A 14,095-nucleotide genomic window follows, 5' to 3' on the forward strand; every position below is an offset into this window, starting at 1 on the left:
ACTTAAGCGTGATTCGCTGCTATTCCCATTCTTTCCACAGCGCAATTCCGCCTAATAATCCGGTAACGTTAGGAATGATTTTGGTATTGGCAGGCAAATCAACATCAATTTTTTTAGCATTGCCCCCGCCAATGTAGAGGCAGTCATAGTTAAACAAATGGCCCAGGGTTTCTACAGCTCTCTCCAATCGTCGGTTCCACCGCTTCTTGCCCACACTATCCAACGCGGGTCGCCCCAGCTGCTCCTCATAGGTTTGCCCCTTCCGAAAGGGATGATGCCCCATCTCCAGATTGGGCACCAGTCGCCCGTTCATAAACAGAGCCGAACCAAAGCCCGTCCCCAGAGTAATGACCAGTTCCACCCCTTTTCCGGCGATCGACCCCAACCCTTGAATATCCGCATCATTGGCCACCCGAACCGGCTTACCCAGATGTTCTGCCAATGCCGTGGCCAGGTCAAACCCAATCCAGCTTGAATCCAAATTCGCCGCCGTTTCAATCACACCTTCCCGCACCACTCCCGGAAAGCCCGCAGAAATGCGCTCAAAGGATTTGTCTGCCGCCAATCGATCGATCGCTGCCAGAATAGCGTCCGGAGTCGCAGGCGTTGGAGTCGGTTCTCGATCGCGATCCGACAGCGGGTTGCCCTCCAGGTCTAACACCATGACTTTGACTCCACTCCCGCCAATATCTACTGCCAGGGTGTGACATTGCTGTACGGAGGGATGATTTGCCACCACCATTTCAATTCCTCATCTTTAAGATCATCACGATTCAACCCGAATACACAACGCAAGGGGCGGGTCGATACGGGCTAGCCGATTCATTGTAGTAAAAATCCTGGGGAGATCCGATCGAGAAAATTTGAATTCTTTATTACAAAAAAGGGACGATTCGTCGATCGCCCCCAGAAATTGAATTGCTTTTTTTCAAACTCAGGGTGAGGTCGGGAGCATCCCAGCTTTGCAACCTTCCCCCTCAATCCCATTCCCCATCAGGGCGATCGGATATCCAGAGGTCTGGTGGCATCAGACATAGGAACCCACCCCTAACCCCTCCCAGGAGGGGAAACCCTTAGAAATTCCCGCTCAACCAGGAGAATGTCTATCAAATCCCCTCTTGGGAGGGGCAGGGGTGGGTAAAATCCCCTCTCGGGAGGGGCAGGGGTGGGTTAACCTTTACCTGTTACAAAGTGGGAGGCTCCCAGTCAAGTCAAGTCGCCTTAGCCAAGAGCCTTCGCTTTAGCCACCACATTTTCCACCGTGAAGCCAAATTTCTCCAGGCAAACGCCGCCTGGTGCTGAAGCCCCAAAGCGATCGACTCCCAGAATATCGCCTTCTGCTCCGGCATACTTGCACCAGCCGAAGGTGACCCCTGCTTCCACCACCAATCGCTTCGTGACGGACTTGGGCAACACGGATTCCTTATAGGCCGCATCCTGAGCTTCAAACAATTCCCAGGAGGGCATGGAAACCACCCGGACTTTCTTGCCTTCACCCGTCAGTTGTTCTGCGGCTTGAACACAGAGATTTACCTCAGACCCCGTGCCGATCAGGATCAGGTCTGGTGTGCCGTCGCAATCCACCACGGCATAGGCTCCCTTCTCGACTCCTGCAATGGAGGAACCAGCCAGGTTGGGTAAACCCTGACGGGAAAGGGCCAGCAGGGTGGGACGGTTTTGGTTGGCGTTTTGAATCGCAACTTTATAGGCTCCAGAGGTTTCCGTACCATCCGCTGGACGCAGCACCGTCAGGTTAGGAATGGTGCGCAGAGATGCGATCGTTTCCACAGGTTGGTGCGTCGGCCCATCTTCACCCAGGGCGATCGAATCATGGGTCATCACCCAGATCACCCCAGCCCGCGAAAGGGCAGAGAGCCGGATCGCAGCCCGCATGTAGTCCGTGAACACCAGGAAGGTTGCGCCGTAGGGAATCAGCCCAGAACCGTGAAGCGCAATCCCGTTACAGATTGCCCCCATGCCGTGTTCCCGCACGCCAAACCGGATGTTGCGATTCTGATACTGCCCTGGTTGGAAATCACCAAAGCCTTTCAGCTCCGTCAGGTTGGAGTGGGTCAGGTCAGCCGAACCTCCGATTAACTCAGGAAGAACGGGAGCCAGAGCATTCAGGCAATTCTCAGAATGCTTCCGGGAAGCCAGGGTTTTGTCTTCGGGGGTGTAGGTCGGTAGCACCTTATCCCAACCGTCCGGCAACTTACCGCTCCACAGCCGCTCTAATTCCGCTGCCTCGTCCGCATATTTCGTCTTGTACTGCGCCCAGGCTTCATTCCACTCCGCTTCCAGACTGGCACCCCGTTCCACAGCTTTCCGCATATGATCCAGAGCATCATCGGGAACCACGAATGGCTCGAATTCCCACCCCAGATTTTCACGGGTTAGCTTGTTCTCATCAGACCCCAATGGCGCACCGTGAACCCCTGCCGTATTGTTCTTATTCGGTGAACCATAGCCGATCGTCGTCGTCACTTTGATCAGGGAAGGCTTGTCGGTAACTGCCTTAGCCGCTTCGATCGCCTTAGCAATCCCTTCTAGGTCGGTATTTCCCTCTTCAACGTGCTGAACGTGCCAGCCGTAAGCTTCAAACCGTTTAGCCACATCTTCGGTGAACGCCAGATCGGTAGACCCATCGATCGAAATATGGTTGTCGTCGTAGAGGGCGATCAGTTTACCCAACCCCAGGTGTCCTGCCAGGGAGCAAGCTTCGCCGGAAACCCCCTCCATATTGCAGCCATCGCCCAGGATGACGTAGGTGTAGTGATCCACCAGGGTCAGGTCAGGCTTGTTAAACTTGGCAGCCAGATGCGCTTCGGCCATGGCCAGCCCCACCCCGTTACAAATTCCCTGCCCTAAGGGGCCTGTCGTCACTTCAATTCCATCGGTTTCAAAGTTTTCGGGGTGTCCGGGCGTACGCGATTCCCACTGGCGGAACTGCTTGATGTCGTCGATCGTCACACTGTCATAGCCCACCAGGTGCATCAGGGCGTACTGCAACATACAGCCATGACCTGCTGACAGGACAAACCGATCGCGGTTAAACCACTTGGGATTTTTGGGATTAAACCGCATGAACTTGTCCCACAGGACAAAGGCCATCGGCGCAGCCCCCATCGGCAGTCCGGGGTGACCTGATTTGGACTTTTCAACGGCATCAATTGCCAGAAAACGAATGGAATTAATACAGAGTTCTTCAAGAGAACGGGTTGTTGCAACAGCCATGAACTTCCTCTACTCAACAACGGCTTGGCATTTGGATAGACTTCGGACAGAAACGAAAATGACGAAACGCAAAATGTAACCCCAAAAACAGTAGGTAACTATACCTAATGAGTATTGTTTACAGTTTATAACTTAAACTGCCAATGATCTATCCCTGGGGCGATCGATCCTCGATGATCCTCAACATGATTCTCAGCCATTGATCTCCCGGTAGCGTTTCTACTCATAAATTTCTACTCATCAATGAGTACAACTCAAGTGGGTAGACGCTTAGGAGCATGGATTGAATAACCTGTGCAACGTTTTACTTCGCTGACTGGGCGGGCAAGATGCCCACCCCACAAGAATTCCAGATTATTAAATTCGCATTTCTGAGAGAAATAGCTTGAGTGAATACACCTGGGGCATGGAAGGGGCATGGAAAACGTTCGATGAACCTACGAAACGAACTTTTTGAAGGCCAGCGTCACGTTATGCCCTCCAAAGCCAAACGAGTTAGAAAGGGCAACCTCCACCGGCTGCGATCGGCTCTGGTTGGGCACATAGTCTAAGTCGCAGGCTGAATCAGGATTCTCCAGATTAATGGTAGGAGGCACCTGATCCTCAGCAACCGCCATCACCGTCGCAACCGCTTCAATTCCGCCGGAACCCCCTAGCAAATGTCCGGTCATCGACTTCGTAGAGCTAATCGCCACTTTGTAAGCCTGTTCCCCTAAAGCCGTTTTAATGGCCGCCGTCTCCGTGGAATCGTTGGCGGGGGTACTCGTCCCGTGGGCGTTGATATAGCTAATCTGATTAGGGGATAATCCGCCATCCTTGAGGGCAAGCTGAATGGCTCTGGATGCCCCCTCGCCGCCTGGAACGGGAGAGGTAATGTGATAGGCATCGCAGGTCATGCCATAGCCAACGACTTCAGCGTAAATTTTGGCTCCCCGACTCAAGGCGTGCTCTAATTCTTCCAAAATCAAAATGCCAGAGCCTTCTCCCATCACAAAGCCATCTCGATCGCGGTCAAACGGCCGACAGGCGTGGGCGGGATCCTCATTTCGGCTCGATAAAGCCCGACAGGCTGCAAACCCAGCCAGGGAAAGGGGAGTGACCGCCGCTTCCGTCCCACCACAAATCATGGCCTGGGCATAGCCCCGTTGCACTAACCGAAAGGCATCGCCGATCGCATTGGAACCTGCTGCACAGGCCGTTACCGTGCAGTTGTTTGGCCCTTTGCCCCCAGATGGATGGCCGTTAACCCAGCCGCCATGTTGGCAATCATCATTGGAACCATGAACGGGCTACAGCGATCGGGCCCTTTGGTGAGGTAGATTTCCTGCTGGTCTTCCATGACCTTCAACCCACCGATACCCGTACCAATCACCACTCCGACCTGTTCCGCGTTGAGATCGTTGATGGTGAAATTAGCATCCGCCAATGCCTGCTTACTGGCAGACACCGCAAACTGGGCAAACCGATCCATCCGCTTTGCCTCTTTCCGATCCATATATGCCTGCGGATCAAAGCCTTTGACTTCGCCAGCAATCCGACAGTCGTGGCGAGATGCATCAAACAGGGTAATTGCACCAATACCATTGCGACCACTTAATAACCCTTGCCAGTATTCAGCCAGGGTATTCCCAATGGGCGTAATTGCACCTAATCCTGTGACTACAACCCGCTTCAATTGAGAACCAACACTTGTCATGACAGCAGTTTAGGGGTTAACCACCCAGTACAACAGCTTAGAATAATCCTGAAATGGTTTAATTCTTGTGAGCCAAATTAAACCTGTTAACCGAGCCAAATGTGAGCTAAACCTGTTCACCCATCAAACGGGTCAAACCGATCGCACTTGTTAATCAGTTGAGCTTGAAAAGGGGCAAGAGACGGATAATGCAGGCTGCAAAACAGTTAGATTGACGATCGAACTTGGCATCGAATTGACTTCTTCCGCCTTCACGCCCTTCAAACTGCTCTCACCTCATCACCCAGCCCCTTGCCTCAGCTCCTAGCTTCTGGCATCTAGGCAGCCGCTTTGTCTTGAATGTAATCGACAGCCGCTTGAACCGTTGCAATGCCTTCGGCAGCTTCATCGGGAATTTCGATGTCGAATTCTTCTTCCAAAGCCATAACAAGCTCAACTGTATCCAGGGAGTCAGCCCCTAAATCGTTTGCAAAGCTGGCTTCAGGTGTAACTTCTGCCGGATCAACACTAAGTTGATCTGCCACAATTTTCTTAACTTTCTCAAAAATCTCTTCCTTGCCCATATGACTCTTCTTGCCTAGCTGCAAATAGCGATCTGAACGAATAGTTAACTCAATCGTTTCTCCAGAACTTTAGGCTAAGGTGACAAACCATTTAGCCAAAATTTGAGCGATTGCGATCGAGCATTTCTTCATCTTACGCTATAGGGAATCCTTCTCAAAATCGTAAATAGTTACACATTTTTTAGATGCCTCGCTCTACGGTTAATCCATCTCTGCTAACTTAATGCGAGGATCAACCGCTTTCAAAGCCAAATCCGCTAGAAGATTACCGACAATCAGCATCACCGCCCCAATCATCAAGCTCGCCATGACCACATAAAGATCCTGCGCCTGGAAGGCCTGGAGAATCAACCGTCCCAATCCCGGCCAGTTGAAGTAGGTTTCCGTGATGAAGGCTCCACCGAGCAGACTGGCAAACTCAAAGCCCAGCAGGGTAATCAGGGGATTTACGGCATTGCGGAGGGCATGGACGTAAATCACGCGATTTTCTGGCAAACCCTTAGCGCGAGCCGTTTGGATATAGTCCTGCCGCAGGACATCCAGCAGTTCTCCCCGCATCAGGCGTTGCAGTCCGGCAAAGCTGGTGATGCTGAGGGCCAGGGTCGGTAGAATCATGTGCCAGCCAATGTCCAGAATTTTGCCGATCGGAGTCAGGTCGGCATGATTAATGCTGGTCATTCCACCCACGGGAAACAGCGGCGAAGTCAATTGGGCAAAGAACAGCAGCAGCAAACCCGTGATCAGGGTCGGAAAGCCCTGTCCCAGGTAGCTCACAAATCGTAATATTCGATCGGCGAATTTATTTTGATGAACGGCTCCAATAACGCCCAGTGGGATCGCAATCATCCAGGTGACAATCATAGAGGCGAGCGATAGTAGGATCGTTGCTCCAGCCCGCTCCCAGATTAAGGATGAAACTGGACGTTGATAGGCAAAACTGACCCCAAAGTCTCCCTGCGTCAGCACCCGCCTCATCCACAGAAGATACTGCTCCAGAGGGGGGCGATCGAGACCAAACTGTTGCCGAAACTGCTCGATCGTCTCCTGGGAAATTTGCGGATTTTCCAGGTAGGTATCAAGGTAATCCCCAGGAGCAAGCTGAATAATGAAAAAGCACATCAGCGAAGCCAGCAGCAGGGTGGGGATCGCCTGAAGTAGCCGCTTGAATGCATACACGACCATTTCACTGGTGATAAACCCAGTCAACCGATCGCGTATGGTGTAGAGTCGCTGTTGAAATGAAGTGGCTCTGGTAGTAGTCATGGGGAGGAGAGAGGGCTGAGAGAGTAGGGTGGGCATTGCCCACCATCTATTGGGTTGAGTTGCCTAATACATGAACCTGATACTGAATCAGGCTAATACTGAATCAGACTGACGATGGGAACTTCCTCTGGTAAATTTTTGCGCCCTTCCAGTCCAGTTAGCTCGATGATAAACCCAAACCCCACCAGATCGCAGCCTGTTTGCTCCACGAGTTGAGCAGTCGCCGCCGCCGTACCGCCCGTCGCAATCACATCATCGACCACCAGTACCCGGCAGGAAGGATGAAAAGCATCCTGGTGAAGCTCCAGGCGATCGGTGCCATATTCCAACTGATACTCAACGGAATGAACCGCTGCCGGAAGTTTTCCAGGCTTGCGGGCAGGGACAAATCCAGCATCTAGTTTGCATGCCAGAGGAGTCCCAAACATGAAGCCGCGTGATTCGATACCAACTACATAATCCACCGAGAGGGGAGCAACCTGTTCATACATGGCATCGATCGTGTAGCGCAGTCCCTCTGGATTACGCAGCAGGGTCGTAATATCCCGAAATACAATGCCTGGTTTAGGAAAGTCAGGAATGTCTCGAATCAGCGACTTTAGATCCATAGTTAGGGAATTTTATTTGACATAAATTGTAATCGTAGCGATCGTACCAGACCAGCGCAATCAGGACTGAGAGGACTTTAGGTGGATGCAAATTAAGCTATTCAGGCTCTGCAATTATAATGGCATGCCAGTTTTTGAAAAAATCGACTGTAAGGGCGCACTGCTGTGCGCCCCCTAACGCCCCCCAGTAAGGGCACACTGCTTGCGCCCCTAACGGACCCCCAGGGCTAGTCCCTGGTGTTGGAGAAATTGTCGAACCAGCCTCGCCGTTTGAAGTAGTGAACCAAGGAAATGGCGATCGTCAGCATCACTCCCAGACAAATCCAATAGGCATAGGGAAACTCCAGTTCTGGCATATTGCCAGCAATGTGGGGATCAAAATTCATGCCATAGACCCCCGCAATAAAGGTCAACGGAATAAAAATGGTCGAAATAATCGTCAGAACCTTCATGATTTCATTCATTTTGTTACTGACGGAAGACAAATACACATCCATCAGGCTGGAAGCTAGCTCTCGATAGGTTTCCAGAATGTCCAGAATTTGGATGATGTGGTCGTAGCAATCCCGCAGATAGACTCGGACTTCTGGGCTAATCAGAGCATTCCCATCCCGAATCAGGGAATTAATGGCATCCCGCTGGGGCCAGACTGCCCGACGGAGGGTAAGGAGTTCTCGCTTAACTTCGTGGATCCGTTCCAGGGTTTGGCGAGTCGGACAAGCCACCACTTCATCTTCCAGTTCTTCCAGTTCTTCGCCATATCTCTCTAAAACTGGAAAAAATCCATCAATGATCCCATCCAGCAGCGCGTAAAGCAGATAATCCGTACCGTGCTTGCGGATATTTCCCTTACTCATCCGAATCCGTTCCCGGACTGGCCCAAAGCAATCATAGTGGGGTTCTTCCTGCACCGTGAGTAAATACTGGCTGCCCAAAATAAAGCTGACCTGTTCACTGAAAAAATTTCTGCCATCTTCCCTCAACGTCACCATCCGCAGAATCAGCAGCAGTTGATCATCGTACTCTTCCGTCTTGGGGCGTTGGGGCACATTCACAATATCTTCCAGCACCAGCGGATGCAGTTCAAACACCGTTCCCAGTCGCCGCAGAATATCTTCAGACCCCAACCCCTGCACATCAACCCAGGACACCGACGGCGTATGTAGATGTGGAATACATTCCTCCGGGGTTTGCACCTTAATCCGACTGGCAGTCTCTGGGTTGTAGTCAATCAGAAAAATAATCGGCTGCGGCGCATCGTCATCGATCGTCAGGGTTCCTGGCGCGCTACCCGGCTGATCAAAGAAGTAATCTACGTAATTATGCTCATCCTCATCTGGGGCTTCCCTGAGATACGAATGCTGTTCAGAGGAGAACCATTCCAGGCGATCGGCTTTGCTGGGAGAACGTTTAGTCATCGGTGAAAGGGGAAGAGGGGTAACAAGGGAAGAACGATTATCTGGTATCTCGAAAAGTGAGAACAATCCAGATACCTGCAATCCACAGTCAAAGAAGCAGAACGGTGAACAGGTTATTGAATCCACGATCCTAAGGGAGCTTCGTACTGCTATGCGGCTTCTATTACTGTTTCCATTATTGGTTCCATTATTGCCATTCCGCCCACCCTGCTTCACTTCATGCTTTTTGATCCCCCAGCATCTTATAGTGGAATTGCTGCGAGTTCTTAAATCATTGTGAAAGCGATCACCCTGCTCGGCTCTACAGGTTCTATCGGCACGCAAACCCTCGATATTGTGGAGCAGTACCCTGACCAATTTCAGATCGTGGGTTTGGCGGCGCGGAGTAATGTTGAGTTGTTAGCCCAGCAAATCCGGCAATTCCGCCCTCAAATTGCGGCCATTTGTGACGCAACTCAACTGCCTCGGCTCCAGGAAGCTCTGGTGGATCTCACCCCTCAGCCCATCCTGTTAGCGGGAGAGGAAGGGGTCGTCGAGGTGGCGCGTTATGGCAACGCAGAAGCCGTTGTAACTGGGATTGTGGGCTGTGCAGGGCTGCTCCCGACGATCGCAGCGATCGAAGCGGGTAAGGACATTGCGCTGGCCAATAAAGAAACCCTGATTGCGGGTGGCCCGGTGGTCTTACCGTTGGTGCAACGGCATGGCGTGAAGCTCCTCCCCGCTGATTCAGAGCATTCAGCGATTTTTCAATGCTTGCAGGGGGTTCCAGAGGGGGGACTGCGGCGGATCCTGCTGACGGCCTCCGGGGGAGCCTTTCGGGATTTGCCTGTAGAACAATTGGCAAACGTAACAGTGGCAGACGCGCTCAAGCATCCCAACTGGTCCATGGGGCGCAAAATTACGATCGACTCTGCCACGCTGATGAACAAAGGGCTGGAGGTGATCGAAGCCCACTTTTTGTTTGGGTTGGATTATGACCACATCGACATCGTGATCCACCCGCAGAGCATCATTCATTCCCTGATTGAACTTCAGGACACCTCTGTGCTGGCCCAATTAGGCTGGGCAGATATGCGATTACCCCTGCTCTATGCCCTGTCCTACCCAGAACGCATCTCTACCAATTGGGAACCGCTTGACCTCGTGAAAGCTGGAAGCCTCACCTTCCGGGAACCGGATCACCAGAAGTATCCCTGTATGCAGTTAGCCTACGCCGCTGGCCGGGCTGGGGGAACCATGCCTGCGGTGCTCAATGCGGCCAACGAACAGGCAGTTGCCCTCTTTCTGGAGGAAAAAATCAGTTTCCTCGATATTCCTCGCTGTATTGAAACAGCTTGCGATCGCCATCATGCTCACAATCGCTCAGAGCCAACTCTGGCAGACATTCTGGAAGCCGATCGCTGGGCCCGACAGGAAATTCTCAGGGTTGCCAGTCAATTAATCGGGAAAAATGTCGCCAGTGATACGGTTTCTCCGGCTTCTGTTGCCTGATGGGGGGCAATCTTTTCAGAATAGATAATAATAGAGGCAATATATAAAGGGCAGGCAGTTATTCTGGACAACAATGTCCTGTCTGATTTGCCCGGTTGTTTCGCCTTGTGTTTATTGTGTTGTTCCAGATTATTGTCGTTCGACTCATTCAGGCTCATCTTATTCTGCAATTGCTAAAACCCTTTCCCTATCAGCCACTCACTGCCCAATTGTTGGGATGTCCACTGAATTTCGGGTCAACCCTATGAACACGATAGGCATCAGGGACACAGTGGGTAGGGGAGTTTGGGTGAGTGAGTATTAAGATTAGAATCAGGTTGAGCTAAACGCGAAACATCTTTCAGGGTGACTGAACACGCAGCTTCAGGGAGAGTGAACGGAAAGCAATCTTCCTTCCAGGAGGGTTGTACATGACCTCGCATCTACTCAGTGACGGGCACAGGTGAATGGCTGCAACGGCCAAAACCGCACAAACCTGCAACTGCACAGAGAATGTCTGGAATAGGGCAACATATTCTGGAGAATGTCTGTCAGTGAAGGCTGGCGGCAACGCTTGTGACTGGTTTTCTTTGGTTGAATCATAACTGAGCTATGGTATTACCCCATCAACTATGAGTCGTTCTATTCCCCAGATCAACTCAAATAGACCTCTGGGCGGACGCTACAAAGTCATTCGGCAGCTAGGAGTAGGCGGGTTCGGTCGGACGTATCTGGCCGAAGATTTGCACTTGCCTGGGCATCCTCAATGCGTAGTAAAACAGCTAAAACCGCAGTTTCGTAGTGATGATACCCTGCAAATGGCAAGGCGTTGTTTTAATACGGAAGCTCAGGTTCTGTATCAACTGGGAAGCCATAGTCAAATTCCTCGGTTACTGGCGCACTTTGAGGACAATCAAGAGTTTTACCTGGCGCAGGAGTTTGTTGAAGGTATTTCTTTAACTAAAGAATTAGTAGAGGGGCAGCCCTGGTCAGAATCTCAGGTGGTCGCACTGCTGAAGGATGTGCTGCAAGTCCTTACCTTTGTCCACGAAAAGCAGGTGATTCATCGAGATTTGAAGCCATCCAATCTGATTCGGCGGCAGTCAGATGGCAAGATTGTCCTGATCGACTTCGGGGCAGTGAAGCAGGTCAGTTCTCAACCCCAGACGGATTCAGGTCTGACGAACCTGACCATTTCAATCGGCACCCAAGGGTATATGCCCAACGAGCAGCTAGCTGGAAAACCCCGCTTTAGCAGTGATATTTATGCAGTGGGTGTCCTGGGGATTCAGTGTTTAACAGGAATTCACCCCAAACATCTAGACGATGATGAGAAGGGGGAACTGTCCTGGCATCATCGGGCAGTTCATATCAGCGATGCGCTACGGGAAATGCTCGATCGCATGGTGCGCTACGATTTCCGCGATCGATATCCCTCGGCAATGGAAGCCCTGGAGGCTTTGAATAGTCTGGTAACGGTGTCTGAGGAAATTCCACCCGCTTTTCAGGTGTTGCCCAAAGCGATCGAGGATGCGAACCCAGAATCCCACCGACTGAACAACCTTGATCCCCGCGATCCTGACATCACGGCTCCTCATCTGGTTCCTGAAGATGAGTTTAGTGGAGTCGATCTGACGCTTTCGAGTGATGAAGGAGGAGCAACGGCAATTTGGGATCAGGCGGATTCCCAGCGATCGACGTTGATGCTACAAAATTCTGCCGGTAAGCTCATCAGTGATACGGCTGGAAGCACCAGCAGCGATCTCTCGCCGCATCATTCTTCCCCCGCTCCTTGGGGCCATTCGGTTGATAGATCTGACCAGACTGCCGATCGAGACAAGCCCGGGGAACCTTCAGAGTTTGGTCAGAGGCCCTTGCAGGATGTCGTCCGAACAGGACTCACTCGTGCAGTAGGCGGCCATCGTCCTGATCAAGAACCCCGATCGCCGTTGCTGAAATCTCCCTCCCCTCGGCGTAAGCGGGTACAGTTTCTCCTCAAGTTTTTCTCGGCTTTAGGAATCATCACAACCGCTGTGGCAGCCTCTCTGGCAGTCCAGACGGTGATGCCCCTTGGTGGGAATCAATCTGATTCAGGCAATGGCAGTATCACCCGTCCATCCCCACCTGACGAGGGGGTTCCTCCCTCCCTGGACTCTACTAATTTCACTGAAATACTGGACTATGCGCATCAGGCGATGGGCAAAAAGCAGTATGAAACCGCATTGCAGTACTACAACCGGGCGATTACGCTCCAATCTGATTCTGCGGTCGCCTATGCAGGACGGTGTGAAGCGTTGAATCAACTCCAACGCCCAGAATCCGCTATGGTGGCCTGCAACGATGCCCTAGCCTACGATCCAAATTTGACGGTTGCCCTTTGGAGTAGAGGGAACGCCCTGATGTTACAAAATCGCACCTATGAAGCCCTTCGCACCTACGAAGATGTTACTTTCTTGCAGGGGGATTTTGCACCGGGCTGGATCAAAAGAGGGGTGGCCCTTCAGGAGTTAGGGCGTTCCGCCGAAGCCCTTCAAGCCTTAGATCAGGGTATTATGCTGAATCGAGATTCCGCTGAAGCCTGGCAAACTAAAGGAGCCGCCTTACTGAACCTGCAACGCTATGAGGAAGCCATTGTCGCATTAGACAAAGCTTTGCAACTGGAGCCGGATAGCCCAGAAACGATCGCTCTGCGCGAAGAGGCGATCGGTCGAGTGAGACGCTAATCCTTGAGGGCATCAGGCATATGGAAGCTGGTATGGCGGTAGGGCTGGGTCAAACGCTTTATGAGGCAGGGACAAGTCTAAGTTGGCTGACCGGCTCCGGTCATGGGCTGGAACCTTCCCTCCTCCCAAATCACCTGCTGGCAGTCACCCGCTATTCCAGGGAAGTCATTACCGATTGGCGACCGCGCTTCATGCTACTGCGGGATATATTGCTGGTGGTGTGGGGCTTGAACCTGGTGAACTGGCTCCTGCTGGGGGGGGCATTAAGACATTTGTGCATTCCTCGACGGACGATCGGCTTAATTGCTGTCCCGATTACGCCCCTGGTTCATGGTGATCCAGATCACTTGCTGGGCAATTCCCTTTACTTTTTTGTCTTTGGTTGGCTGGTTTCGCTGCGCGGCATTCCTGATTTTTTAATTGTGACGATCGTCATTGCCCTGGTAGACAGTCTGGGAACCTGGTTATTTGCCGAACCCAGTCCCAATTTTGGAGCCAGCGGCATTGTTTATGGCTATTTCAGTTTCTTGCTGTTCAGCAGTTTTTTCGATCGAGATGTGATTTCCCTGTTGCTGGCGATCGTGGTGTTCATGCTCGATCGCGCCATGCTGCGACGACTATTCGTTAACCGTCCAGATGTGTCGCTGGAAGGGCATATGTTTGGCTTCTTTGGCGGAATTTTGGCAATCCTGCTGTTACCGGCTTTAAGAGCTACATTTTAATACCAATTTGATTGGCAGAAATTGCACATCCTGGTACGGGTGAACTGCTGTGCGCCCGTACTGGCAATCTATCTGCCGTGCAAACGATTTGAATCGGTATAAGATCTGGGCAATGAAATTTGATGAAACGTAAACTCAGCCTGAAAATCATCCTGAATCCCGCCTAAATCTGAGAAGTTTGAAAAGATCTGAAAAATTCGCCTGATGCGGATGTCAATTGTGACAAAAAACGTTATTTTTTATTGATATATTCTATACGCTAGAGTATTCATAGGCATAAAAGGGGAGTTTATCGCAGGCATTTTAGATCTTGCTGATTCTTAGATGTATGGCAAAGTCTCAATTTGCCTGTCGCTGAAGGTGATCGTTCCAAGGTTGCATGTTTGCAGACAGGATTC

The 14,095-nt window shown here is 51.5% G+C and carries 9 protein-coding genes and 1 pseudogene; 3 read left to right on the forward strand and 7 right to left on the reverse strand.

Annotation, left to right across the window (positions count from 1 at the left end):
* Window positions 1-19: 19 nt before the first annotated feature.
* From ACM1PF_RS22315 to corA, 7 genes and pseudogenes are all read right to left on the reverse strand, one after another.
* A complete protein-coding gene (locus ACM1PF_RS22315) occupies window positions 20-742 on the reverse strand; it encodes an ROK family protein (protein ID WP_416667048.1) in 723 nt (240 codons plus the stop codon).
* Window positions 743-1,221: 479 nt separating this feature from the next.
* Window positions 1,222-3,234: a transketolase gene (gene tkt / locus ACM1PF_RS22320; protein WP_416667050.1), complete on the reverse strand. Its 2,013-nt coding sequence runs from the start codon at window positions 3,232-3,234 to the stop codon at window positions 1,222-1,224.
* Between the two features lie 437 nt (window positions 3,235-3,671).
* Window positions 3,672-4,930, reverse strand: a pseudogene (gene fabF, locus ACM1PF_RS22325) (beta-ketoacyl-ACP synthase II).
* A gap of 317 nt (window positions 4,931-5,247) precedes the next feature.
* Complete coding sequence (gene acpP / locus ACM1PF_RS22330; RefSeq protein WP_416667052.1) at window positions 5,248-5,493, reverse strand: acyl carrier protein; 246 nt, start codon at window positions 5,491-5,493, stop codon at window positions 5,248-5,250.
* Window positions 5,494-5,694: 201 nt separating this feature from the next.
* The gene (locus tag ACM1PF_RS22335) at window positions 5,695-6,756 is read right to left on the reverse strand and encodes an ABC transporter permease (protein WP_416667055.1); all 1,062 of its coding nucleotides are present in this window, start codon (window positions 6,754-6,756) and stop codon (window positions 5,695-5,697) included.
* 92 nt (window positions 6,757-6,848) lie between these two features.
* Window positions 6,849-7,364 carry an adenine phosphoribosyltransferase gene (locus ACM1PF_RS22340; protein ID WP_416667057.1) on the reverse strand — a complete coding sequence of 172 codons (516 nt, stop codon included), beginning with the start codon at window positions 7,362-7,364 and terminating at the stop codon, window positions 6,849-6,851.
* A 227-nt stretch (window positions 7,365-7,591) separates the two neighbouring features.
* Window positions 7,592-8,782 (reverse strand): magnesium/cobalt transporter CorA, encoded by a 1,191-nt coding sequence (corA, locus tag ACM1PF_RS22345; protein ID WP_416667059.1) that lies wholly within the window; start codon window positions 8,780-8,782, stop codon window positions 7,592-7,594.
* A gap of 276 nt (window positions 8,783-9,058) precedes the next feature.
* Between corA and dxr the strand changes: the two genes are divergently transcribed.
* The 3 genes from dxr to ACM1PF_RS22360 all read left to right on the forward strand — a co-directional run bounded on the left by dxr (window position 9,059) and on the right by ACM1PF_RS22360 (window position 13,697).
* Window positions 9,059-10,273 (forward strand): 1-deoxy-D-xylulose-5-phosphate reductoisomerase, encoded by a 1,215-nt coding sequence (gene dxr, locus ACM1PF_RS22350; RefSeq protein ID WP_416667061.1) that lies wholly within the window; start codon window positions 9,059-9,061, stop codon window positions 10,271-10,273.
* Between the two features lie 611 nt (window positions 10,274-10,884).
* Window positions 10,885-12,975, forward strand: a complete 2,091-nt coding sequence (locus ACM1PF_RS22355) for a protein kinase domain-containing protein (RefSeq protein WP_416667062.1) — start codon at window positions 10,885-10,887, stop codon at window positions 12,973-12,975.
* Window positions 12,976-13,007: 32 nt separating this feature from the next.
* Window positions 13,008-13,697, forward strand: a complete 690-nt coding sequence (locus ACM1PF_RS22360; RefSeq protein ID WP_416667064.1) for a rhomboid family intramembrane serine protease — start codon at window positions 13,008-13,010, stop codon at window positions 13,695-13,697.
* Window positions 13,698-14,095 lie beyond the last annotated feature (398 nt).

Source organism: Egbenema bharatensis FJBBOT/2019 (assembly GCF_048077055.1).
Lineage (GTDB): Bacteria > Cyanobacteriota > Cyanobacteriia > Elainellales > Elainellaceae > Egbenema > Egbenema bharatensis.

What these genes read in the sequence shown, in the direction of transcription:
- ACM1PF_RS22315 (WP_416667048.1), bottom strand. Translation starts at nt 742, where the DNA reads ATGGTGGTGGCAAATCATCCCTCCGTACAGCAATGTCACACCCTGGCA.
- tkt (WP_416667050.1), bottom strand. Translation starts at nt 3,234, where the DNA reads ATGGCTGTTGCAACAACCCGTTCTCTTGAAGAACTCTGTATTAATTCC.
- acpP (WP_416667052.1), bottom strand. Translation starts at nt 5,493, where the DNA reads ATGGGCAAGGAAGAGATTTTTGAGAAAGTTAAGAAAATTGTGGCAGAT.
- ACM1PF_RS22335 (WP_416667055.1), bottom strand. Translation starts at nt 6,756, where the DNA reads ATGACTACTACCAGAGCCACTTCATTTCAACAGCGACTCTACACCATA.
- ACM1PF_RS22340 (WP_416667057.1), bottom strand. Translation starts at nt 7,364, where the DNA reads ATGGATCTAAAGTCGCTGATTCGAGACATTCCTGACTTTCCTAAACCA.
- corA (WP_416667059.1), bottom strand. Translation starts at nt 8,782, where the DNA reads ATGACTAAACGTTCTCCCAGCAAAGCCGATCGCCTGGAATGGTTCTCC.
- ACM1PF_RS22355 (WP_416667062.1), top strand. Translation starts at nt 10,885, where the DNA reads ATGAGTCGTTCTATTCCCCAGATCAACTCAAATAGACCTCTGGGCGGA.
- ACM1PF_RS22360 (WP_416667064.1), top strand. Translation starts at nt 13,008, where the DNA reads ATGGCGGTAGGGCTGGGTCAAACGCTTTATGAGGCAGGGACAAGTCTA.